Raw genomic sequence first — 21,903 nt, forward strand, 5'->3', positions numbered from 1 at the left:
GCGTTGTTCCCGCCCAGGCGGAAGAAGGCGCCCTGTGGACAAGCCTGCGCGGGGGAAAAACGTGGAGTGGGCTCCGGTATCGCGGCTGTCCGGGGAGCAGCTCAAGAAGCTGGCGGCTCTCGGATCAGAGTATCCGGCACCTGCCGGCGAGGTTCTCTTTCTGGCAGGTGACGCGTCCTACGACTTCTTCGTCGTCCTGGAGGGGACCGCGGAAATCATCGATCGGCTGGGTCAGCCGGAAGAGCGGCTCGTCGCGCCATACGGCCAATCCGAGTTCCTGGGCGAGATAGGCATGCTGACGGGCGAGCGCTCACGCTTTGCCGGCGTCATGAAGAGCCCGGGCCGACTGCTGAGGGTGCCGCTGGAGCAGATCCAGACGATCGTCGCGCAAGACAGTGATCTGAGCGAGCTCATCCTTCGGACATTCCTCGCACGACGGGCGAACCTATTGAGAAGGGGTGCGGGTATCACACTCATCGGTTCCCGCTACGACGAACGATGCCGAGTCCTGTTGCATTCGTTCTCACTCAGCAGGACGGCCGTGGAGTGGCTGGACCTGGAGGATCGGCCGGAGACCGAGGTGCTTTTGCGAAGGCTCAAGGTATCCCTGACAGACCTTCCCGTCATCCTCGTCCCCGGCCGGCCAATGATGCGCAATCCACAGCCGGCCGACATTGCTGCAGAGTTCGGGGAATCGCCGCACGCAGTCGACGATCAAGAGATGTGCGACCTGCTCGTTGTCGGTGGCGGCCCAGGCGGTCTGGCGGCCGCGGTATACGGCGCATCCGAGGGACTGACGACCGCCCTCATCGACGCGGACGCCTTTGGCGGTCAAGCCGCCACATCATCGAGAATCGAGAACTACCTAGGATTCCCGGCTGGTCTGCCCGGTGCCGAATTGGCGGCCCGAGGGGCGATCCAGGCAGCGAAGTTCGGAGTGCGGCTTCACCGGAACGCCCGCGCGGCAGCCTTCACCAGCGAGGACGGTATCCACACCGTCACCTGCGACGACGGCCGGGCGTTCAGCGCTCGCGACGTCATCATCGCCACCGGTGCCAACCACCGGCGCCTGGCCGTGCCCGGCATCGAAGCCTGGGAGAGCAACGGCGTCTACTACGCCGCCACGGTTGTCGAGGCGACGTACTCGCGCGGGCGACCTGTGGCAGTGATCGGCGGCGCGAATTCGGCAGGTCAGGCGGCACTGTTCCTGGCCCGGACGTCTGATCCGGTGCACCTCGTGGTCCGCGGAGACGACCTTGATCGTTCGATGTCTCGCTATCTGATCGACGCGATCACCGCCGACCCGAAGATCCATGTGCGGGTACACACGGAGGTGGTCGGTATTTCCGCTGACTCCGAGGTGACAGGGCTTGATGTAGTGGACCGGACGAGCCGACGCCGCTCCCCCCTGACTGTCAGCGCCGTCTTCGTGTTCATCGGTGCCACGCCCTGCACGGACTGGCTCGACGAGCGGCCGGCGATGGATCCCGACGGCTTCCTGCTGACCGGACAGGACGTCGCCGTACCGGCGGGCCATCGCATGCCGCTGCCCTTTGAAACCAGCGTGCCCGGGGTGTTCTGCGTCGGTGACGCGCGAAGTGGAAGCGTGAAACGAGTCGCCGCCGCGGTTGGGGAGGGTTCCGCAGCGGTGCGGCTCATCTTCGATCGACGCAGGATCGATGGGGCCGAAGTCCTGTGACAGCCGGCGTGGGGCTTGATCCATGGCTGTCCGGTACCGCTGCCGGATTCCACGTTCCCGACCGGGTTCGCAGCCGGTCGCGGCAATCAGTTCCCTTGCGGCGATGCGTACCCTATTCACCCGGCGACACCACGTCTGGTCCCGGACACGGTCCGCGACAACACCTCTGGTCCCGCACACGGTCACACGCGTGCGGGCCAGGAACCTGCTGGTGCGCGGTGCTGGGCGCAGGTGCATTCTGAAAGGTGAGCGTCCCGGTCGGTGAGCCTGCCCAGCAGGCTCTTGCGAGGCCTCGGCAGGGCCGGGTCCGCGAACCGGCGTCGGCGAAGCGAGCCAGGCACCCGTGGGGTGCGTACCGATGGCCGCCGACGGACAACGGTCGTCCCGAACCAGGGAGTAGGTCATGCCGTCCCTACACTTCCACGTGAACTCCTCGCTGAGCCCGGGGGAGGTGATGGGTGTGCTGACGAACTTCAGCCCCTCCCGTGTCGAGGAGTGGCCCTCCATCGATGCCGAGCACTTCCAGGTCCATGAGCGGGGCGATACCTGGGCGGAGGTGACCGAGGGGAACGAGAAGTCGTGGGAGCGTGCACGCTACGAATGGGACCCCTCGACGAACAGGGTCACCGTCACCACTCGGGACTCGGTGCCCTTCGGCTCGGGAGGCTGGCAGTTCCAGATGACTCCCACGGACGACGGCACCCGCGTCGACGTCAGACTGGAACGGCACCCCGACTCGTTCACATCAAAGATGAAGTCCTCGATCATTCCCTTCGCCGGTCCGGTGTTCCGCAGGTCCTTCAAGGAACCCCTGCACACCGTGTAGTCGCGAGGAGGCCGCCGACGACCGTCAGCCCCCGCCGCTCCGCGAGAGGGCTTCGGCCGCGCGGCCGGGACGATACTGATCGTGACCGTCGCCCCGCCGCCGTCCTGCCCCGGACGCGGGCACGGTCGGTGGGGACGCCCCGTTGTCGATGTCTGCGAGGGGAGCCGTTCATGACCACGGCGAAGGATCTGTTCATCACCGCCATGGACCTGAAGCATCCCGTGGGGCAGGGTGATCTGTCCCTCGCGCTGGCGGGAGCCGAGCTGATCGATCTCATCGGTGCGGGGGCGGTCACCGTGGACGGCGACCACATCGTGCCAGGTGGACCGCCGCCGCCGGGCGATCGATTCCTGGGCGAGGCCGCGGCAGGCCTCCCTCGGCAGGCACCGCACGAGCGGATCGAGGACTGGCTGTGGCGCCGGGGCCGGGACCTCTCGGCCGCGTACCAGGCCGCCCTGGAGGAGAACGGTGAGCTGAAGCCGCAGCGGAGCAGCCTGTTGTCCTTCGGCTCGGAAAGCCTGGAACCGGTCGATACGCCCGCGCGCCGCCGTGCAGCCGACCGCTGGGAGGAGAAGGAACCCGTCCTGACCGCCCTCGTCGCGGTCCTGAGCGTCGACGACGAACGATCCGACGATGAGACCGGCCTCGATGACGAGGCCGTGACGATCGTGGTGGCCGCCGTCCACGACGCGGTGATGGAGCTGGAGGCCGTACGCCAGCGGCGGACCATCGAGAACGCGGCCTTCGCCAACCTCTGGCGCGGACCGTGAGGCGGGCCCGCTCTCAGGAACGTGGTCGAGTCCGATGGTGACGGCGAGCGGTCGCACGGCCGCCGGGCGGTGCTGCGCGAGCCCTTCGACCAGCTCCGGTCAGTGTCGCGCGGCCTGCACATGGGGGCTGGGTGTGCATGCGCCGTGTTCTGCCGCCCCGCTCCACGGGGCTGCTGCACCACCGACGCCAGGGCCACCGGTCAGGCCCCTGACGGGGTGACGCAGGCGTACAGGCGCAAGGGTTTCATGCCGTGGCGGGTCTTCATCGGCTGGTTGCTGCGGCCGCCCTCCACCCAGCGTTTCCGCCCTTCGATGGCCGTACGGATCTCCGTGGCCCACAGCAGGTAGTTGGGGCTGAAGCCGTCCACGGTGGCGTGGCTCGTGCCGCCCGCCCACATGTGCAGGCGCTCGTCGTCGAGGAGGACGATCGCGGCGGCCAGCGTCTGTCCGCCCCGGTCGACGCGGACCACGCGGGCGTTGTCGCCCAGGGCCATGACGAAGTCGGTGAAGGCATGCTCGGGATACATGCCGGCGCTGTCGTACTTGGCCGCCGTGCGGCGGGTGAGGTCGCCCACCGTCCCGAGGAAATCGGGCCGGGGTGCCTCGACGGCGGTGGTGACGCCCGCGTCCGCCGCGCGCCGCAGGTACTGGCGGATCGTGCGCCGGGTGCGGGCGCCCAGAGTGGCGAGATAGGCGTCGTAGGAGTCGAAGACGTCTCCCGCCGCACTGTGCAGCGGGAGCTGGAAGCGGGTGACGATCGGTGCCACCCGCCACCCCTTGTCCCGGGCGACGTCGAGGACGGGGTCGGCCTCGGGGACACTGACGAGTCCCGCCGTCCTGGCGCCGTCGGCGGCCGCCTGCTCGCGCAGGGCGTCCAGGACGGCTCCAATGATGCGATCCCGTCGGGCGGGGACGGTCGCCCGTACGGGCACACGGGTGTCGTAGCAGTACCAGTTGTGCCCGAGGAGCGCCGGGCCGTCGGCCTCCTCGATGCCGACGCCGCGCAGGAAGCCGTACGGGTCGCCCTGCTGCTGGAGGTAGCACGGCAGTACGGCGAGGGTCCGGCCCGCTTCGGCGACCGTCACGTAGCGGGCAGCGAGGAACGGGCTCAACGGGCTTGTCTGGTAGGCCCGCAGATACGCGGGGGTGTAGTGGACGGGCGCGGTGTCCGCCGCCGCGACCTGTGCCCACTGGACGGTGTCGACGTCGTCGATGGAGTCGGTGACGGTGATGTGCCGCGTGCTCAACTCGTTCGCCCCTCCCCTTCCTTCACCCAGCCGGCCCCCCTCATCGCGGCCAGGAAGCGTTCCCCGAAGCCCGGCTCCCACCGGATTCCCGCGTCGAGCTGGGCGGTTCGGACCACGTCCGCCGTGCCGGACACTCCGTCGACGCTCTGCGCCAGGGACATCGCCGAGGCGTAGAACCCGCCCCGGTCGTCGGCGAGCCGGCGCAGGAACCACTGCCGGTCTGTCTCGTCCACGGCCGCCGTCAGGGCACGGAGGTTGAAGGGGCCCGGCCATGACCTGTGCAGCGGCGGACTCCCGTGCCCCGCGGCGGGCAGGTCGTCCCAGGCCGTCGCCAGGGTGTGCTGCAGATCGGCGAGGAGACCCGCCTGTCTGCCGAGGACGCCGGGGTCGGCGCCCAGCGGCCGCAGGGTGTCCAGCGCGTCGCGTCCGTACCGGCCCCGGCGGGTCAGCAGGGTGGCGGCGAACGGGCCGTCGCCGGGCGGCAGGCAGGCGGTCATCCGGCGTGCCGTCCAGCGTGTGAGGAGGTGGGCGAGCCGGTCGGCCTCCGGGGCACCGGCCGTCGCGACGACGGCCGCGGCGGACGCGGCGATCGCGGCGGACCTGCGCAGTTCCTGCGGATCGACCTTGTCGAGCGTGTCGGCGCCGGAGTGGTTGAACCGGTCGGGCCAGTGGCCCAGTTGGACGGCGGGACAGCCGATCGCACGGTCGGCGAGCACCGCGTGGTCGGAGGCGCCGACGAACGGGGTCGTACGCCAGGCCCACACGTCACAGCCGACGGCCCCGCTGTAGGAGCGCGCCGCGGGAGGCAGGGCACGCACACAGGCCTCGACCAGGGCGTTGGCGAAGTGCGGAAGGTACTCCGGGCTGTGTTCGACGATCAGCGGGCCTCCGCAGCGCCGCTGGTCCTGCCCCACCATGTCGAGGTCGACCGCCATCATGGGCAGCGGCCCCCCGTCCTCCTCCACGAGCCGGTGGACGTGGGCCGCCAGTCCCACGAACTCGGGTGCCCAGAGGAAACCGACCGGCCTGCGCAGCTCGCGGGCCGCCAGGACCCGCCCGGCCGCGAGGGCGGCCGCGACTCCGGAGGCGTTGTCGTTGGCGCCGGGGGCGGGGTGGCACAGGTGCGCGGTGATCAGGCAGGCGTCGGGCGACATCGGCGCCGCGGCGGCGGATCCCGTCGGGGCACGGGCGACGACCACCGGCATCCGGGCGGGAGCGGTGTCGACCTCGACGACCACACGGGCACGTTCGCCACGGCGGTGGGCGCGGTGCAGCGCGTCCATCTGCCCCGGGACCACGCTGAAGCCGAACAGCGTGCTGCCGGGCGGCAGTTCGACGCGGCCCGCCCCGTCGTGCCGGTCGGAGCCGGTCGTCACGCAGAAGCCGCTCGCCCGTTCCTCGCGCATGCGGGCGAACAGTTTCCCGTCGAGTCCCGCCGCCGACGGGACGAGGACCACCGCGCCCGGCGGCCACCCGTCGTCCTGCGCGCGGACGAGGGGTGCTTCGCGGTGTGCGGCGGCCGAGTGGGCGGCCAGGGTGTACGGCTGGGCGGGATAGTCGACCAGCGCGGTCCTGCCGGGGACCGACAGGTGCGCGGAGCGCGGGGTCCACGAGGCGGGTGCGGTGAACGTCCACCAGCGGGTACGGCCGTCGGCGGGGAAGGTCAGGACCTCCACCCCGGCGAGCCCGGCGCGTTCGGCCTCCCCCGCCACGAAGTCGGCCGCGGCCGCGATACCCGCCGACCCCTGGTGGCGGTCCCACTCGGTGAGCCGGGCGACCTGGCGCATCGCCTCGTCGGCGTCGATGCCGTGATGGATCCCGGCGACGAGGTCGGTGAGGCTACCCGGCATCGGCGAACGCGTCACGGAAGGCGGTCAGACGGGCTTCGGAGAGGGGTACGGCGATCTTGCACAGCGGGCCGTCACGGCGGCCGCGGCTGCCGGGCCCGTCGGCCGCCCTCCCGCCGAACCCCGCCCCCGGGCCGCCGACCTCCTTCACCCGCACCCCGTGCTTCTCCCACACCGCGCTCGTCTCCCGTTCCCCTTCCACCGTCACCCACGGCAGGCAGCCGGCCCCTTCGGTGACCTTCAGGCCGGCCCGCCGCAGTGTCCCGGACACGATCGGCTTCGCCTCGGCGATCCTGGTCCGCAGCGCCGCGAAGATGTCGCCCTGCTCGAGGAGGCGGAGGGCGACGGCCAGACCGGCGCCGCCCGCGCCGAGGGGCGGCGCGATCTCGCGCAGCCGCCGCGTCGACTCCGGTCCCGCGAAGGCGAATCCGACCCGCAGTCCGCCGCAGCAGTACCCCTTCGACATGCTGCGCAGCACGACGAGGTTGGGGTGCTCGGCGACCGCCGGGACACAGCTCGCGCCGGGCCCGGCGTAGACGGCGTACGCCTCGTCGAGGAGGACGGTCGTACCGTACGTCCGGGCGGTCTCGGCGATCTCGTCCAGCCGGTCCCTTCCGAAGAGGTCTCCCGTGATCGTGGGCCGGTCCAGGACGAGGACCGAGGGGGTGTGCCGGTCGAGGTCGGCGGCCAGGTCCTCGTACCGGGTCGTGATCGTCCTGACGCCGAGGCGCGCGGCCCAGCGGGGCAGATCCGGGTGTCCGCCGGCCGGATGCAGCACCGGTCCGGGCACGGCCAGCCCCGCGCAGGCGTGCAGCAGACCGGTGGCGCCCGCCCCCGCGGTCACCATGTCGGGCGTGAGGTCGAGTCCGAAGTGCCCGGACAGCACGGGTGCGGCCAGGTCCGCCGCGTAGGGGTCGGACAGGGAGTAGGCGCGCGCGAGTTCGGCGAGACCGCCGTCCTCGTACGCGCCCTGGAAGGCCGCGTCCACCGACGGCCGTACGAAGTCGATCTCGTCCGGCGACCAGCGCAGGTCCAGCGCGCGGGACCGGGTCTCCGGCGTCCGTTCCCATGCGGTGATCGCGCCCGGTGTGCTCGCGGGGCTCCGGGCGACGAACTGGACGTAGCGCGTCGTCGGGACGGGCTCCCGACCGACGGCGAAGTCGGCGTCGACGCGCTCGACGGCGAAGCCGGCGCGGCCCAGCAGGCCGCCCACCTCGGCCGACTGGTACATCCGGACGTCGTCGTGGATGACCACCGGCTCCGCCTCGCCCCGCCTGACCTCGATCGCACCGGCGCTGCGACCGGAGGCGGCACGGTAGGTGCGGCGGAAGCCGGCCCGCAGTCCCTCCGCCTCGAAGGTGGCTTCCGGCACGTAATTCCCGGCGATGGCCAGCACGTTGGAGTGGTCGAGGAGCAGCAGCCCGCCCGGGACGAGCACACGCCGGGCCTCCTGGAGCAACCGCAACTGCTGTTCGTCGCTCCCCCAGCCGAACGACTGGACGCAGACGACCGCGTCGAACTCACCTATGGGCCAAGGCAGTTCCCGCAGCAGGTCGAGGCGCACCCAGTCGACGTGGACGCCGCTCGCGACGGCGGCGGCCTCGGCACGCTCCAGTGCCCACGCGCCGGCGTCGACTCCGGTGACGCCGAACCCCCGTGCGGCGAGGGCGACGGCGTGGCGGCCGGTGCCGCAGCCCAGGTCGAGGACGCGGCGGCCGGGGGCCGATGCGTCGAGGACGGCGGCGAGGTAGCCGGTCTCGGCTTCGGTGCGTTCAGGCGTGTACTCGTGGTCGGCGACGGCCCAGAAGTCCTCCCCGAAGAAGGTGAGATACCAGGGCAGGCCGTCCGGTCGGCGGGCATCGCTCATACCGCGTCCGCCCGCAACGCCTCCTGGCGGTGCAGGAATCCGCACACGTCGCACAGGCCCGCGGGGTTGGCCACGCCCTCCTGGAGCACATACCGTCCGCCACAGACGCGGCACAGGTCGTCGACCAGGGGCAGCAGGGTGCGCTGGACGTTCTCGAAGGCGTTGAAGAGGTAGTAGTCGATGCCCGGCCACAGGTCGTAGAGGTGGTCGGCGACGGCGTAGGCGAGGGAGCGTTCGTCGGAGCCGGTGGTGAACCGGCCCGGAGCTCCCTGGCGGTTGAGGCCGGGTGCGACGAGTTCCAGGTAGAGGGTGAGTTCCTTCTTGGTGATGCGGTACAGCGGGAACACGTAGCGCAGGGAACCCAGTTCGCGGACCGGGATGCCGCCCATCCGGTAACCGGTGGTGAACCAGGTGACCATGCTGGCGACCAGGTCGTCGGCGTTGAAGCCGAACGCGACGACGGGGGCGTCCCGGCGTTCGGCCTCCCGCTCGAGCATGCGGCGCAGCACCTGGTGGCCGATGACCATGTTCATGTTCCGGTGCTCGCCGGCGACGACCTTGTTCATGACGTCGACGAAGGGTTCGCGCAGTCCGAACACCTCGGCCACGTCGTCGGCGGTGACGACGACGTGGTCCACGCCGAGTCCCGCGCAGGCGTCCAGGGCGGTGCGGAAGGTGGCGGGCTCGTCCCAGTCGGGCAGTCCGGTGATGGTCACCGCGGTCATGTCGACCTCGGGCCACCGGCCGCGGGTGCGTTCGAGGAGCTTGAGGTAGGCGACGCTGTCACGGCCTCCGGAGAGTCCGATGACGACCCGGTCCCCGGCCCGCATGGTGGCGCCGGCGGCGATGCTCTGGACGAACGTCTCCTCCACGTACGTCACGAAGGTCTCGGCGGTGAACTGCTCGGTGCGCCGCTCCAGGGTGCCGCCGTGGTCGAAGAGGACGGACTTGGCGTAGACGGGGCCCGGGGCGGCGTAGACGTGCTCCTTGGGCCGGCGCAGGACGTCGAGGTCGTAGTGGCGCACCTGGCGCACCTCGATGACGTCGTCGGCCCCGACGACGGCCGTCGCCTCGGGGATCACCTCCCCGTTGCGGTGGACGAGCACGGCGTTCGCCGGGATTCCGTGGAGGCGCAGCACGTCCAGGAGACGCTGTCCCGGTGTCGCGTGCAGGGTCTCCGAACCACCGGTCTTGTTGCGGAACACGACCGTGCTCACGGGTTCTCCCATCGTGTCGTGAGGTTCCGGGATCAGGGCAGGGCGGGGCCGGGTGCCGGGTTCCAGGCGGCGAGCGGTACGAGGGTCTCGCCGTCGGAGACGGATCCGTGCTCCCAGGCCACGCGGGGGTCGGGTACGGGAAAGTGCGGGGAGGCGGCCAGCGCGACCACCTCGCCGATGCGCTCGCGGACGACGGGGGTCACGGACAGCAGTCCCCGTGCGTGCAGTTCGTCCGGGGTGAGCACGAGGGCGTGGTCCTCGAGGGCGTCGCGCAGCGCGTCGGCCACGCTCTCCTCGCGGCCGGGCAGCGGATGGAGCCAGCGGACGCGGCCGGCGCCGCCGCCGGGCATGCGGCAGTGGGCGGGGGCGTCGAGGCGCGCCCACGCTTCGGCGAGGGCCTCGCTCGGGGTCACCTCCACCTGACCGTGGTCGGCGTGGGCGAGGACGCTCCAGCCGGCGTCGGCCCAGCGCGCGGCCGCCGTGTCGAGCAGCAGCAGCGCCTCGCGCAGCCGGGCGTCGTAGCCGTGTGCGTGGATGTGGTCGTCGAGGTTCACGTACGCCCACACCAGGGGCGGGGCGTCGAAGGGGCGCGCGAGGACGGCCCCGGCCTCGCGCACGGTCCGCTCGGCCACGTTCACCGGATCGGTGGTGAGGGGCGTGGCGGCGGCCGGTGACGGCACGATCCGGGCGCCGTGCAGCAAGGCGTCCACCCACGGGCCGGTCAGCCGTTCCAGTTCCGCGCCGATCGCGAGGGCGGGCCGGCCCGATGCGGCCGCGTGGTCGAAGAGGGTCGGTCCCGCGTGCAGCAGGGCGTTCCCGGGCGTGCGTCCGGGGCCGAAGGCGTACGTCTCCCCGGTGACGAGGTGGGTGACGCGGTCGGCGCCGGGGGCCCGGTGGACCATGCCGACGGCGCCGTGGACACCGGGGCCGGTGCCGGTGACCGCGGTGAGCCAGGCCGTCGTCGACGTGCTCGGGAAGGTGGAGCGCAGTGGCCGGATGTGTGCGTGGGAGAGCGCGGACTCGGCCACTTCGAGCGACAGGCCGTCGACCGCCAGGACGCACAGTCCCCGGGAGGCGGCGCGCAGGGTGCCCGCGACGACTCCGGTGACGCTGCGCAGGTCGGCGGACGCTGTCGACTGTCCGCCGACGCGCGACGCCGTGCTCAGAAGTTCGGCACGCAGTCGGTGCAGGTGGTGCGGAACTTGGCGATGTGCGCGGCCTGCCGCTCCGTGATCATGCGCTCGACCAGGCGGGGCAGCAGCATCACGGGCGCCGGGGTCGACGTGGGCGTGACCTCGGTGGGGGTTTTCGCCGTGGGAAGTGGAGCTGTTTGCATGGATTCCTCCTGCCGGGAACGGTGCCAGAGAAACGCGCCAAACAACTTGCCAATTTTGCATGCACAGGTCAGCACATGGCGCGCTCGCATGTCAACGTCATGCCGGGAATCCACCGTCGACTCGCGTTTTGTTTCCCGTATTTGACGGAGCGGGTAATTCCGTCGAACTTCGATCACGGCCGTGCAGATCGTTTTCGTTCCGCGATCACGGCCGCGCAGATCGATTTCGTTCTGCGATCACGGCCGCGCGGGTCGCTTTCGTACGGTGGTCACGGCCGCGTCGGTCAATTCACGAAGATCAGCCTTTCCGCCTCCATGACGATCTTTTCCGGATCGGGTGCGTTCGAGAGCGTTTCCGCGTAGCGGTCCGCGTCCGGGTCGGCGGCGCCGCGGGCGCGCGCCACGGCGTCCTCGACGTCGTAGCGGCTCGTCCTGAGCCGGACGTCGGGGCCCAGCAGTGCCCAGTACGCGGTGCCCGGTTCACCGGTGTGGTACGGCAGCCCGACGCTGCCCGGGTTCACACTGCGCAGGCCCGCCACGGCCCGGTCGAACTGGAGGTGCGAGTGTCCGGTGACCAGGACCCGGGCGTCGACGGCCGCGGACAGTTCCGCGAACCGCTCGGGCGGTGTTCCCGGTGTGACCAGTTCATGATCGCTGCGCGGCGAACCGTGGCAGAAGTGCACCGGTCCGAGTCCGCCGATCTCGACGACGACCCCGAAGGGGAGACGGCCGAGGAAGGCGATGGCCTCGGGCGAGTGCCGTGCGGCGATCCACGACTGCCGCGGGGTGTCGGCGACCCGCGCGGCCGTGCCGATCTGGGCCGCGTAGCGGTCGGCGTTGCCGCGTACGCACAGGGCGCGTTCGCCCAGCGCGACGATCCGTTCGTACGTCTCCTGCGGCTGCGGCCCCCAGGTCAGATCGCCGCACAGGACAACGAAGTCGGCCCCGGCGACGTCCGGTTCGGCGAGCACCGCGTCGAAGGCGGGGATGTTGGCGTGCACGTCGGAGAGCACGGCGACCCGGGTGACGGGCCCGTACCGGCGCGGTGGTCCCTCCCCGTTCGCGGGTCCGTGCAGTTCGACGTCGGCGTCGGCCATCGGTGCCTTCCTCCTGGTTGTCCGGAGCTTCTTCGGTCGGGTGGGGCCAGGTGTGTTCAGCGGTCAGCGGTCCGCCGCCGCGGGGGCCGTGGGCCCGGTGGAGCGGACCGTGCGGGGGTGGGTGAGGCGCTTGCCGGGCGGCGGGCCGATCAGCGGCCGGCCTTCGGAGGGCAGGCCCTCCACCAGGTCCGCGGCGATCACGATGCGGTCCCAGAGCGGAAGCCCTCCCTCGCCCGAGGCGAGCTCCTCCACCCGCGCCAGCAGCGATCCCGGGTCGGCCGGGCGGCGCGAAGTTCCCGTGGACGCGGGAGGGGTGAGGGGGTGGGCCGGATGCGCGGCGTACAACGCGCGCGCCACGGCGACCGGTTCGGCCGGCCCCCGAGGGACCACGTCGGCGGCCAGCAGGGACAGCGCCTCCTCCCGCCGTCCGGGCAGCAGGACGCCCACCTCGCGCATCAGGTCGGCGGGATCGTCGGGCGCGTGCAGGAAGTTGAGGCACATCAGCTCGCATCCGAGCACCCCGCGCAGCGAACCGCCGTCCACCGAACGGTTCTTGGACGATCCCTTCAGCTCGGCGAGCCGCTCCGCCGCGGACGTCCCGGTGCGCCGCGGACCCCGGATGTCACGGAGCGCGACGAAGAGGCAGGGCGGTCCGGACTCGAGGACCATGTCCACGGCCCGGATGACCGCCAGCGGCGCCGCGTTGATCTGGTAGCGCCACAGCTCCCGGCACACCCGCGCGTCCACCCGCACGGTCAGGGCGCCGAGCGGCTCGAAGCCGTGCCCGGCCAGGAAGGCGAGCGCGGGTTCGATGCGCCGGCCGACGACGGCGTCCGGTTTGAACATCACGAAAGTCGACCCCAGCAGCGCCCGGTCGGCCCTGTCCGTCTCCCAGCCGTCCAGAAAAGCCGCCATTTCCCGGAAATAGACGTCGTCGGGATAGGTGCGGCGCCTTTCCGGATCATGGGTCAGGGGCGCCCTCAACCACGCGTGGACCGTCATGCTCCTCCGGCATTCCGCTCGTCCGCCGGGCCCGATCGAGCACCCGCACGGCACGCCAAGTCCGCTGTATGCAAAGCGAGTTGCGTCATTGTCATGCACCATTCGAGGGCAATACGCTGAGGCTACTTTCCATGACCGACCACATCAAGGAGGGTCCCATGAGTGTCGCCTTCAAGCAGGTCAAGGTCCGCCCGAAGCCGGGCAAGTAGTCGATCCCCCGGATGCGATCGGGATCCGGATCCGGGCCCATTCACCCTCCAGCGATCCTGATCGCATTCTTCCTCGGCCATCGCGGACGCCCCCGGCCCGGGGGTTTCGTCCACCTTCACGCACCGGGGCGGAGCCGGCGTTGACAGACGCACCGACCGGAACGGCGACGGACGCACAGGTGTCGGCCGCGACCGTCCTCGCCCTGCTGGGCGCCGGGCCCACGGCGTCGCGGGAGACCGTGTTGCGAACCGCCCGCGACGGCCGCCACAAACTCGCCGCCACCCTGCTCAGCCTGTGGTCCGCGGACGGCGAGACCCTCACCGGGGCGGAGACGGCCGAACTGCGCCTGCACCGGGACCGCGTCGAGCACTACCGCGGGATCTGGTCCCGGCTGCGGACGGCGGCGCCCGGCGCCTTTCTGCTCAAGGGCATGACGATCGCCGGCCTCTACCCGCCGGGGGTCCTCCGCGCGGCCGGCGACCTCGATGTCGTCTGCCCCGGCCACGAGGATCTGTGGAACTGCGCCCGCCTTCTGACCACGAACGGCTGGGACCTGGCCGCCTTCACCGTGAGCCCCGCGAGGACCGGCGACCGTGTGCCCCTGCACCTGGGAGCCGAGTTCCGCAGCCCGGCACCCGAACCCTCCCCCGAGCCCTACGCCGTCGGCCTGTTCACCGCGGAGATCGTGACCGAGGTGCGCGCCCCCGCCTGGCAGCTGACCCGCCCCTCCCGCTCCCCCCTGGCCTCCTGTGCGGTCGCCCTGGTGGCGGAACGCCGGGAGCGCCCCTTCCGCAGCCGCGACCTGCTCGACCTGGCGCTGCTGCTGCGGCACCTCGACGACACGGGCGTACGGCAGTTGCGTACCGACCTCGCCCGCACCGGTCTGTGGCCGGAGTGGCGTGAAGCGACGGGCGCCATGGCCCGGCTGGGCTGGCGGCCCGCCGTGACGCTCCCGCGCACCCGCACGGCCGCGGCACGCGCCCGGCTGCTGCGGGCGGCCCGCACGACAACGCGCTGGAGCAGCCCGGTCCGGGCGCCCGCGCTGATCGCCCAGTCGGGCGTCGAGGGCGAGGGCGGCCGGCTCGCGGAACTCGCCTCCGACCTCGCCCACCGTCTCATCGGCGCGCGGCGACTGCTCGGCGCGGGACTGCCGCTGTTCGGCGTACCCCTGGACGACGAGCCGGCCGACCGGCTGCGCCTGGACGACGTCGGACGTCATCTCGTCGCGCGGACGCCCCTCGGTTCGTTCCTGCTGGTCTCGGGCGCCGCCCGGCAGGAGTGGCTCGACGAGGCGGCCGGCGGCAACCGGGCCGCCGTGGACCCCGGCACGTGAACCTCCCCCGTCACCCTGCGGACGAGGGCCCGACGATCCCCACGGCAACGGGAGCGCGATGACGGACAGCACAGGCGGCAGGGTCGGTGGTACCGGTGCGGGCAACGGCGAACCAGCCGTCGAGACAAGGGGGTTGCGGCGCGAGTACCGCACCCGGCGCGGCCCCTCGGTCGTGGCGCTCGACGACGTCTCGGTCACCGTCGAGCAGGGCGAGGTGCACGGACTGCTCGGTCCGAACGGCGCGGGCAAGAGCACCCTGATGAAGATCCTCTCCACGGTGCTGCTGCCGACCTCGGGCGGCGGCCGGGTGCTCGGCCACGACCTGACGACCGAACACCGGCGGATCCGCCCGCTGCTCGGCATCGTCTTCGGCGGCGAACGCGGACTCTACCCTCGCCTGACCGCACGTCAGAATCTGCGGTACTGGGCCGCCCTGTACGGTCTGACGACGCGGAACGGCGCCGCCCGCACCGACGCGCTGCTCGACGAACTCGGGCTCGCCGAACGCGCCGACGACCGGGTGGAGACCTTCTCCGTGGGCATGCGCCAGCGCCTTCACCTCGCTCGCGGCATCATCGGCGACCCCCGCGTCCTGCTGCTCGACGAGCCGACCAACGGCCTGGACCCGCTGGCCGCACGGCAGTTGCGCGAACTGATCCTGCGGCTGGCCCAAGAGGGACGCACCGTGCTGCTCGCCACGCACGACCTGGCCGAGGCCGAGGCGCTCTGCGACCGCGTCACCATGATCAACCACGGGCGGGTGGTCGCGGCGGAGGCACCGAAGGCACTCGCCCGGCTCGTCACCCGCCAGGAACGCGTCCGTGTCCGCGCCGAGGAACCCCTGATGGCCCTGGTGCGCGCGCTCCCCGGGGTCCTCGGCGTGGAACCCGCCGACGACGGGACCACGGTCGTCACGGTGGACGGCAAGGAAGCCGTGGGGCGCGTGCTCGCGTTCGTCGTCGAACGGGGTGTGACCGAGGTCCGCACCGAACTGCCCGGCCTCGAAGAGGTCTACCTGCACCTCGTGCACCGGGGCGAGACGCGCAGCGTGGTGAACCGGTGAGCCTGCTCGCGGCCGCCGGCCGGTTCCAGGGGCGCCTGGTGCTCACCCACCGCGACTACCTCATCGACCTCGTGCGCACCCCGCTGCTCGCGGCGGTCTTCCTGCTCCTGATCCGGCACAACGACCGCCCCGACCTCCTCGCCAACGGTCTCCTCGCCCCCGTGCTGATGGGGGTGTGGAGCATGGCCGTGCTGATCTCCGGGGAGGTCGTGGACAACGACCGCTGGCTCGGCACGCTGGAGCTCCAGATCGCCGCGCCGGTCGACTTCGCCCGAATGGTGCTCAGCCGGGTCTGGGTGACCACCGCGATCAGCCTGCTGACGGTGCTGGAGGTCGCCGCCGTCGCGGTCCTCGGCTTCGGCACCGTCCCCCGCGTACCGCACCCCGGCGTCTTCGCCGTGGCGCTCCTGGCCACCGCCGTCGCCACCGCGGGCACCGCCACGCTGATGGCGGCCCTGTTCGTGGCGACCCGGACGGCCCGCACCTTCCAGAACTCCCTGAGCTACCCCGTCCTGCTGCTCGGCGGAGTCTTCACCCCCCTCGACCGGCTGCCGCAGTGGACCCATCCCGTCGGCCGCCTCGTCTACCTCTCCTGGAGCTCCGACCTGCTGCGCGACGCGCTCACCCCGGCCACGGTCACCTCCGTCGCCGGGCGCACCGGCGTCATCCTCGGCCTCGGCCTTCTCACCGGGGCCGGCGGCCGGCTCCTGCTCGGCAGGGTCGTACGGCTGGTCCGCGAGAACGGGACGGTGGGACTGCGATGAGCCGCATGGCGTACGGCATCCGGACGGGTCGCCGCACACGGGTGCTCGGCTGGGCCGCACGGGCCGGCGCCGCCGACTACGGCACGGTGTTCACCTGGAAGACGTGGCTGCTCGGCTGGTTCGTCCGCATGCTCGCCCAGGTGCTCTTCTTCGCCACCATCGGCAATCTGCTCGGGCCGGGGCAGGCCCGCCATCTCCTGATCGGCAACGCGGTGGCGCTCGTCGCACTGCACGGCGTGTCCGCGACCGCGTCCACCACCTGGGAACTCCAGAACGGCACCCTTCCGCTGCTGGTCGCCTCGCCCAGCAGCCCCGCGCTGGTCCTCGTCGGACGAAGCCTTTTCTGGCTGCCGGACGGGGTGGCCTGCGGGCTGGGGGCGGTCCTCGTCCTCGGCCCGGTGGCCGGACTGACGCTGACGGTGGCCACGGTGGCCCTGGTCTTCGCCCTGCTGGTCCTGGTCGCGGTGACGAGCTACTGCCTCGGCCTCTTCCTCGGATCCCTGGTGCTCACCGCCGTCGACCTGCGCAACGTCGTGTCCAACGCGGCGTTCACGGTGATGCTGATCGTCTGCGGACCGGAGGTGCCGCCGGACGCCGTCGGCCCCGTCCTCGCCGGGTTCGGCCGCATGCTGCCCCTCACCCACGGGCTGCTCGCGATCCGCGGGGTACTGGCGGGTGGGGCGAGCGCGCACACGGCCGCGCTGGCCGGACGGGAGACGCTGATCGGCGCGTGCTGGCTGGCCGCGGCGCTCGCCGTCCTGGGTCTTCGGGCCCGCAGGAGCAGGCGGGACGGGGCGGCGCTGTTCCTGGGCTGATGCGGCGGGTGGACCAGGGCAGCGACCGTCCGCCCACCGGGCACCGGCCGTCTGTGGATCGCGCACCCGCACAAGGGGTCCGGTCAGTCCGGGGTGGGCCAGGCCTTCAGGAGTCTGCGGGCGGCTCCGCTGTTTCCGAGCTGGTGGACGGCGACGGCGGCCGGACGGACGGTGAAGGCTTCGAACGGCTCGGCCTCGATGGTCCTGAGGTCGTCGAGCGTGGCGAAACCGACGGTGATGTGAGCGGTGTAGTGGTCGGGCCCGATCTGGGCGGGGACGAAGCCGTCGACCCAGTCGAGGGTGCTCTGGCTGATGCCCTCTCCCGGGTCGGTGACGAAGGCGGCGGCGGTGCCTCCGGAGCCGGTGAACGGGGAGATCGCGGACAGCAGCGCGGCCTGGAAGTCAAGAACCTGCGGGCCCGGTTCCAGGAGGATGACCGCAAGGCCCTGGCCGGGCACACCCCAGTCGGCATGTTTGATGGCGACAGCCCGGTAGGAAAGGGTGCTCGTGTCGGTCGCGGCCAGGGTCTGGTGGACGGCGTCGTACATATCGTCCAGGTCCGTCGTCCGGATGTACCGCTGCAGCGTGGTGATGTGCGGTTGATGGGAGGCGTCCAGGGCGAAGCCTTCGGGGACGCTCTCGCGCATCCGGGCGTTCCAGGTGTGGGCGTGCCGCAGGGTCGTCTCGTCCGGGTTGACGAGCACGTCGACGGCGGTCAGGTCGTTCAACGCGGCCTCCTGGCCGGAACGGATCGGAACAAGTCGGAAGAGGTCGGAAGGGCCTGGACGAGGCTGGGCGGGGTCAGAACAGTGTCGTCCAGTCGTTCTTCATGCTCACGACGGTCCAGCCGAGACGTTCGGCCGTGCCGAGCGAGGCTTCGGCGCCCTTGGTGTAGGCATACTCGCGCCGGTCGTCGTCGTGGCGGACGAGCAGGGCGAACGCGGCGCTCTGGAGCATCTCGATGTCGACGTCGGCGTTGCCGCCCGCGAAGGCGGGCAGCCGGCCGGTGTGGGCGAAGATGTGCTCGGGTTTGCCAGGCCCCAGGTCAAGGCCGCCCAGGAGTTCGCCGGAACGGACGATCCTGCCGTCGGTGTAGGTGTACGCGGCCGCCGAGCCGATGATGTTCTCCTTCGGGATCCCCCAGGTGTCCTCGGCGAACACGCGCATGAAGTCGCGGCCGCCGCCCGAACACACGAACACCCGGAAGTCGTTGGCCCGCAGAAGGTCGAACAGCTCCAGCATCGGCCGGTAGACCAGCTCCACGTACGGGACACCGAACCGAGGGTCCCGCACGGTCCGGGTCCACTCCCGCACCTGCGCGTCGAACTCCTCGGGTGTCGTGCCCGCCCAGGACCGGCCGAAGGCTTCCAGCAGGGTCGCCACCGCATCGGGTTCCTGTGTCGCCAGGCCCTCGAAGAACGACTGGTCGCGTTGCACGAGTGCCTTGTACGGCTGCCGCTCCGCGAGCGAGGGGTCGGCTTTCACCTCCTGCTCCCAGGCACGGAACACGAAGTCGAACTGCGGCGGCATCGGCTGTTCGACCCACAGCGTGCCGTCGTTGTCGAACGTCGCGATCCGGTCGGCCGGCTCGACGAACGCCGGACCCGGTGACGTCGCCTCGTGGACGTAGTCCAGGACCGCCCGCCTGGCCGGGCCCTCGTTCCAGCTCGCCAGCACCTGATCACTCACGGGCCACTCCCCGGTTCGCCGTCGCGTCGCCGTCGAGAGACGACTCAAGGGTGTTCACGAGTCCATGGTCACCGTGGACGGCGGCGGGCGCTTTCCGAACGCGCACGGGGCGGCGGCCACGGCTTCCCGCACGGACGGCGCAACGGGCCCGGCCGGGCCCGTCGGCTACGACGCGCGCGGAACGTCTCCTTCCATGCGTTGGGCGGGGTGGCTGCTTAGCGTGACCCCATGACCACTGTCCAAGCCGTGCCCGCCCCCGACCAACGGCGCTGGAAGGCGCTCGCCGTCTGTCTGACGGCGGGCTTCATCTCGCTGCTCGACACCTCGATCGTGAACGTGGCGCTGCCCTCGATGGAGCACGGGCTGGCCGCCTCGGAGGCCGCCCAGTCCTGGGTGGTCTCCGGATACGCCCTGACCTTCGGGCTGGTGCTCGTCCCGGCGGGCCGACTGGGCGACATGCGCGGACGGCGCCAGGCCTTCCTGGCGGGACTGGCCCTGTTCACGCTGGCCTCGGGGGCGTGCGGTCTCGCTCCCAGCGCCTCCTGGCTGGTGCTGTTCCGGCTGATCCAGGGCGCGGCGGCGGGCATGGTCGCCCCGCAGACCTCGGGGCTGATCCAGCAGATGTTCCAGGGCGCCGAACGGGCCAAGGCGTTCGGTCTGCTGGGGAGCGTCATCGGTGTCTCGACGGCGGCGGGCCCCCTGGTCGGAGGTGTGCTGATCGACGCCGTGGGCACCGACGACGGCTGGCGCTGGGTGTTCTTCGTCAACCTGCCCATCGGAGTGGCCGCGTTCGCCGCGGGACTGCGGCTGCTGCCCCGCTTCCCGTCGACGGGAAGGCGGGAGGAGTTCGACCCGTTCGGCGTGCTGCTCCTCGGCACCGCGGTCCTCGCGCTCATGCTGCCCCTGGTCCAGGAACAGCAGTGGACCGGACGGCTGAAGTGGGCCCTGCTCCCGGTGGCCGCGCTGCTGCTGATCACGTTCTGGGCGTGGGAACGGCGCCAGAAGCTGCGCGGGCGGGCCCCGCTCGTCGATCTGGACCTGTTCGCCCTGCGCTCCTTCACGCTCGGCTCCCTGATCAGCCTGACCTACTTCGCGGGCTTCACCACGGTCTTCTTCGTCTACTCCCTGTTCCTCCAGAACACGGCCGGATACAGCGCGCTGGCGGCCGGTCTGTCGGTGCTGCCCTTCGCCGCCTCGTCCGCGGTCGGCGCCGCGATCGGGGGACGGCTGGTGATGCGCCACGGACGCAAGCTGGTCGTCTTCGGCCTCCTCGCCGTGGTGGTGGGCCTCCTCGGAGTGGTCGTGGCGGTCCAACTGGTGCCCCTGCAGAGCGTCGGGTGGGCCACGGCCCTGCCCATGGTCGTCGGCGGGATCGGCTCGGGCCTCACCGTCTCCCCCAACACGACGCTCACGCTCACCCGCGTGCCCGTGCAGCGGGCCGGCGCCGCCGGCGGTGTCCTGCAGACGGGGCAGCGCATCGGCTCGGCGGCCGGGATCGCCGTGGTGGGCTCGGTGTACTTCGCCCATCAGGCCGAGCACGGTCGCTCCGTGACAGCCATTCAGCTCGGGCTGCTCACCGCTGTCGGGATGAGCGTGATCGCCCTGCTGCTGGCCGTCGCCGACCTGCGCGTACGCCGGGCCCACCCCGAGCCGGAACGGACCGCGCCGACCGTCCGGCGGGGCTTCGAGGAGGGGGACGCGGAGGAAGTGGTCCGGCGCGGCGGCTGAGTTCCTGCTGCGCGGGACGTCCGGCGCGTACCGTCCCCGTATGGACACCGCAGGCTCACCCCGCGTCCTCGTCATCGGGCTCGATCCGTACCGGGTGCCCGGACCGTGGGATCCCGAGCCGGTGGCCAGGGCGATCGAGGCGGGACTGACCGAATTCGCCGAGCACGGCGTGGGCGTGGAGACCTGCCTCATCGGCCTCGACGGACGTGACGACGTGGAAACGGTCGTCGGGAAGGCGCTGCGAGCCCATCCGTGGGAGTGCGTCACCATCGGCGGCGGCCTACGGCACTCGGACGACCAGGTCGAACTCCTCGAGCAAGTGATCAACCTTGTCCGCCGGCACGCACCCGACGCGGCCATCGCGTTCAACAGCACGCCGGCGACCACCTACGAGGCCGCTGCGCGCTGGATCGAGTGACGACGGCACCCGCACGGCTGGAGCGTCGGCTCCGTCAGCGTTCGAGCGCGGGCAGATGGGCGAGGCCGGTGTCGAGCATGATGCGGTCGACGGTCTCGTGCAGGGCGCTGCTGGCGCCGATGACCGTCTCGACGCCGCCGGGCAGAAGATCGAGCGGCCGGTACCAGTCGCGCAGTCGCGTCTCGTCGACGTCATCGGCGATCGGCTTGGTGGCGTGCCGGGCGAGGATCTCGGCCAACGGCACGTCCAGGTAGTACCCGTGCGTCGGACCGCGTCTCCGCCGGGATCGGCCGGACAGGTCCTAGGCTGCAGGACGCCACCGGCCCCAACCCAGGAGTGGATGTCATGCTCGATCCCGTCGGGAAGCACCCGTACCCCGATGCCCTCCGACCGGACGAGACGCCCGCACCGCACGCGCTGCTCGCGCCCGTGACCTGGCTGCTCGGCACCTGGGCCGGACAGGGCCGCGGCAGCTATCCGACGCTCGACGAGGAATTCGTGTACGCCCAGGAGGTCACGTTCAGCCACGACGGCCGGCCCTTCCTCCACTACGAGGCACGCGCCTGGCTGCTGGACACGGACGGCGCTCCGCTGCGCCCGTCGGCCCGGGAGAGCGGCTGGTGGCGCGTGCAGGCCGAGGGACGGGTGGAGGCGTTGATCACCCAGCCGACCGGCATCGCGGAGATCCTGGTCGGCCGGGCCGCCGACGGTGCGGTGGACATGACCACCGAGCAGGTGGCGCTGGCTCCCACGGCCAAGGAGGTCGTCGCCACCCGCCGCCGGTACACCCTGACGGACACCGGCTCGCTCGACTTCCTCCATGACCTCGCGGCGGTCGGCCGGCCGCTGCAGCACCATCTCGCCGCGCGGCTTCGACGAGCGGGCGGAAACTGAGGCGCGCGGCCGGACGCGGCCACGAGGGTGCGCGCGCCGACCAGGAGTACGCGATGAGCCCCCTTCCCCGGAGACGGGGAG

At 71.7% G+C, this 21,903-nt stretch carries 20 protein-coding genes and 1 pseudogene; 10 read left to right on the plus strand and 11 right to left on the minus strand.

Features of this window, described 5'->3' with window-relative positions; genetic code table 11:
• Positions 1-34: 34 nt before the first annotated feature.
• The 3 genes from ACH4S8_RS05530 to ACH4S8_RS05540 all read left to right on the plus strand — a co-directional run bounded on the left by ACH4S8_RS05530 (position 35) and on the right by ACH4S8_RS05540 (position 3,295).
• The gene (locus ACH4S8_RS05530; RefSeq protein WP_398391169.1) at positions 35-1,699 is read left to right on the plus strand and encodes an FAD-dependent oxidoreductase; all 1,665 of its coding nucleotides are present in this window, start codon (positions 35-37) and stop codon (positions 1,697-1,699) included.
• 403 nt (positions 1,700-2,102) lie between these two features.
• Positions 2,103-2,525 carry a hypothetical protein gene (locus tag ACH4S8_RS05535; RefSeq protein ID WP_398391171.1) on the plus strand — a complete coding sequence of 141 codons (423 nt, stop codon included), beginning with the start codon at positions 2,103-2,105 and terminating at the stop codon, positions 2,523-2,525.
• Positions 2,526-2,695: 170 nt separating this feature from the next.
• Positions 2,696-3,295, plus strand: coding sequence for a GPP34 family phosphoprotein (locus tag ACH4S8_RS05540; RefSeq protein ID WP_398391173.1), 600 nt, complete (start codon positions 2,696-2,698; stop codon positions 3,293-3,295).
• 200 nt (positions 3,296-3,495) lie between these two features.
• On the opposite strand, the gene ACH4S8_RS05545 is transcribed toward ACH4S8_RS05540, so the two are convergent.
• The 8 genes from ACH4S8_RS05545 to ACH4S8_RS05580 form a co-directional block, all read right to left on the minus strand.
• A complete protein-coding gene (locus ACH4S8_RS05545) occupies positions 3,496-4,542 on the minus strand; it encodes a GNAT family N-acetyltransferase (protein ID WP_398391175.1) in 1,047 nt (348 codons plus the stop codon).
• Positions 4,539-6,392 carry a M28 family peptidase gene (locus ACH4S8_RS05550; protein WP_398391176.1) on the minus strand — a complete coding sequence of 618 codons (1,854 nt, stop codon included), beginning with the start codon at positions 6,390-6,392 and terminating at the stop codon, positions 4,539-4,541. Before ACH4S8_RS05550 ends, ACH4S8_RS05545 begins: the two co-directional genes overlap by 4 nt.
• Positions 6,382-8,256: an aminotransferase class I/II-fold pyridoxal phosphate-dependent enzyme gene (locus ACH4S8_RS05555; RefSeq protein ID WP_398391178.1), complete on the minus strand. Its 1,875-nt coding sequence runs from the start codon at positions 8,254-8,256 to the stop codon at positions 6,382-6,384. Before ACH4S8_RS05555 ends, ACH4S8_RS05550 begins: the two co-directional genes overlap by 11 nt.
• Positions 8,253-9,473, minus strand: a complete 1,221-nt coding sequence (locus ACH4S8_RS05560) for a hypothetical protein (protein WP_398391179.1) — start codon at positions 9,471-9,473, stop codon at positions 8,253-8,255. The genes ACH4S8_RS05555 and ACH4S8_RS05560 overlap by 4 nt, the downstream gene beginning before the upstream one ends.
• Before the next feature lie 32 nt (positions 9,474-9,505).
• Positions 9,506-10,501 (minus strand): alkaline phosphatase family protein, encoded by a 996-nt coding sequence (locus tag ACH4S8_RS05565; RefSeq protein ID WP_398391180.1) that lies wholly within the window; start codon positions 10,499-10,501, stop codon positions 9,506-9,508.
• Between the two features lie 134 nt (positions 10,502-10,635).
• Positions 10,636-10,809 carry a hypothetical protein gene (locus tag ACH4S8_RS05570; RefSeq protein WP_398391182.1) on the minus strand — a complete coding sequence of 58 codons (174 nt, stop codon included), beginning with the start codon at positions 10,807-10,809 and terminating at the stop codon, positions 10,636-10,638.
• Positions 10,810-11,093: 284 nt separating this feature from the next.
• Positions 11,094-11,906, minus strand: a complete 813-nt coding sequence (locus ACH4S8_RS05575) for a metallophosphoesterase family protein (RefSeq protein WP_398391184.1) — start codon at positions 11,904-11,906, stop codon at positions 11,094-11,096.
• A 63-nt stretch (positions 11,907-11,969) separates the two neighbouring features.
• Complete coding sequence (locus ACH4S8_RS05580) at positions 11,970-12,908, minus strand: nucleoside-diphosphate kinase (RefSeq protein ID WP_398391186.1); 939 nt, start codon at positions 12,906-12,908, stop codon at positions 11,970-11,972.
• A 349-nt stretch (positions 12,909-13,257) separates the two neighbouring features.
• Here ACH4S8_RS05580 and ACH4S8_RS05585 point away from each other — a divergent pair, with 349 nt between their 5' ends.
• The 4 genes from ACH4S8_RS05585 to ACH4S8_RS05600 are packed head-to-tail and all read left to right on the plus strand — an operon-like array spanning position 13,258 to position 17,093.
• Positions 13,258-14,451, plus strand: a complete 1,194-nt coding sequence (locus ACH4S8_RS05585) for a hypothetical protein (RefSeq protein ID WP_398391187.1) — start codon at positions 13,258-13,260, stop codon at positions 14,449-14,451.
• A 58-nt stretch (positions 14,452-14,509) separates the two neighbouring features.
• On the plus strand, positions 14,510-15,514 hold the full coding sequence (locus ACH4S8_RS05590; RefSeq protein WP_398391188.1) for an ABC transporter ATP-binding protein: 1,005 nt from the start codon (positions 14,510-14,512) through the stop codon (positions 15,512-15,514).
• Entirely contained in the window at positions 15,511-16,278 is a 768-nt protein-coding gene (locus ACH4S8_RS05595; protein WP_398391190.1) for an ABC transporter permease, read from the plus strand. Before ACH4S8_RS05590 ends, ACH4S8_RS05595 begins: the two co-directional genes overlap by 4 nt.
• Positions 16,275-17,093, plus strand: coding sequence for an ABC transporter permease (locus ACH4S8_RS05600; RefSeq protein WP_398391191.1), 819 nt, complete (start codon positions 16,275-16,277; stop codon positions 17,091-17,093). Before ACH4S8_RS05595 ends, ACH4S8_RS05600 begins: the two co-directional genes overlap by 4 nt.
• 83 nt (positions 17,094-17,176) lie before the next feature.
• Here the strand turns inward: ACH4S8_RS05600 and ACH4S8_RS05605 are convergent, their stop codons facing one another.
• Both ACH4S8_RS05605 and ACH4S8_RS05610 read right to left on the minus strand, forming a co-directional pair.
• On the minus strand, positions 17,177-17,821 hold the full coding sequence (locus tag ACH4S8_RS05605) for a hypothetical protein (protein WP_398391193.1): 645 nt from the start codon (positions 17,819-17,821) through the stop codon (positions 17,177-17,179).
• Between the two features lie 73 nt (positions 17,822-17,894).
• Positions 17,895-18,782, minus strand: coding sequence for an HAD family hydrolase (locus ACH4S8_RS05610; RefSeq protein WP_398391194.1), 888 nt, complete (start codon positions 18,780-18,782; stop codon positions 17,895-17,897).
• A 228-nt stretch (positions 18,783-19,010) separates the two neighbouring features.
• On the opposite strand from ACH4S8_RS05610, the gene ACH4S8_RS05615 reads away from it, so the two are divergent.
• Positions 19,011-20,510 (plus strand): MFS transporter, encoded by a 1,500-nt coding sequence (locus ACH4S8_RS05615; protein WP_398391196.1) that lies wholly within the window; start codon positions 19,011-19,013, stop codon positions 20,508-20,510.
• Between the two features lie 40 nt (positions 20,511-20,550).
• Complete coding sequence (locus ACH4S8_RS05620; protein ID WP_398391197.1) at positions 20,551-20,928, plus strand: hypothetical protein; 378 nt, start codon at positions 20,551-20,553, stop codon at positions 20,926-20,928.
• Positions 20,929-20,962: 34 nt separating this feature from the next.
• Here the strand turns inward: ACH4S8_RS05620 and ACH4S8_RS05625 are convergent.
• Positions 20,963-21,211 (minus strand): annotated as a pseudogene (locus ACH4S8_RS05625) (kinase); the annotation flags it as partial.
• A 62-nt stretch (positions 21,212-21,273) separates the two neighbouring features.
• On the opposite strand from ACH4S8_RS05625, the gene ACH4S8_RS05630 reads away from it, so the two are divergent.
• Positions 21,274-21,822 carry an FABP family protein gene (locus ACH4S8_RS05630; RefSeq protein ID WP_398391198.1) on the plus strand — a complete coding sequence of 183 codons (549 nt, stop codon included), beginning with the start codon at positions 21,274-21,276 and terminating at the stop codon, positions 21,820-21,822.
• Positions 21,823-21,903: the final 81 nt, after the last annotated feature.

It is taken from the genome of Streptomyces sp. NPDC021080, assembly GCF_044333225.1.
Classification (GTDB): Bacteria; Actinomycetota; Actinomycetes; order Streptomycetales; family Streptomycetaceae; genus Streptomyces.

What these genes read in the sequence shown, in the direction of transcription:
- ACH4S8_RS05535 (WP_398391171.1), top strand. Translation starts at nt 2,103, where the DNA reads ATGCCGTCCCTACACTTCCACGTGAACTCCTCGCTGAGCCCGGGGGAG.
- ACH4S8_RS05540 (WP_398391173.1), top strand. Translation starts at nt 2,696, where the DNA reads ATGACCACGGCGAAGGATCTGTTCATCACCGCCATGGACCTGAAGCAT.
- ACH4S8_RS05550 (WP_398391176.1), bottom strand. Translation starts at nt 6,392, where the DNA reads ATGCCGGGTAGCCTCACCGACCTCGTCGCCGGGATCCATCACGGCATC.
- ACH4S8_RS05555 (WP_398391178.1), bottom strand. Translation starts at nt 8,256, where the DNA reads ATGAGCGATGCCCGCCGACCGGACGGCCTGCCCTGGTATCTCACCTTC.
- ACH4S8_RS05570 (WP_398391182.1), bottom strand. Translation starts at nt 10,809, where the DNA reads ATGCAAACAGCTCCACTTCCCACGGCGAAAACCCCCACCGAGGTCACG.
- ACH4S8_RS05575 (WP_398391184.1), bottom strand. Translation starts at nt 11,906, where the DNA reads ATGGCCGACGCCGACGTCGAACTGCACGGACCCGCGAACGGGGAGGGA.
- ACH4S8_RS05580 (WP_398391186.1), bottom strand. Translation starts at nt 12,908, where the DNA reads ATGACGGTCCACGCGTGGTTGAGGGCGCCCCTGACCCATGATCCGGAA.
- ACH4S8_RS05590 (WP_398391188.1), top strand. Translation starts at nt 14,510, where the DNA reads ATGACGGACAGCACAGGCGGCAGGGTCGGTGGTACCGGTGCGGGCAAC.
- ACH4S8_RS05600 (WP_398391191.1), top strand. Translation starts at nt 16,275, where the DNA reads ATGAGCCGCATGGCGTACGGCATCCGGACGGGTCGCCGCACACGGGTG.
- ACH4S8_RS05615 (WP_398391196.1), top strand. Translation starts at nt 19,011, where the DNA reads ATGACCACTGTCCAAGCCGTGCCCGCCCCCGACCAACGGCGCTGGAAG.
- ACH4S8_RS05620 (WP_398391197.1), top strand. Translation starts at nt 20,551, where the DNA reads ATGGACACCGCAGGCTCACCCCGCGTCCTCGTCATCGGGCTCGATCCG.
- ACH4S8_RS05630 (WP_398391198.1), top strand. Translation starts at nt 21,274, where the DNA reads ATGCTCGATCCCGTCGGGAAGCACCCGTACCCCGATGCCCTCCGACCG.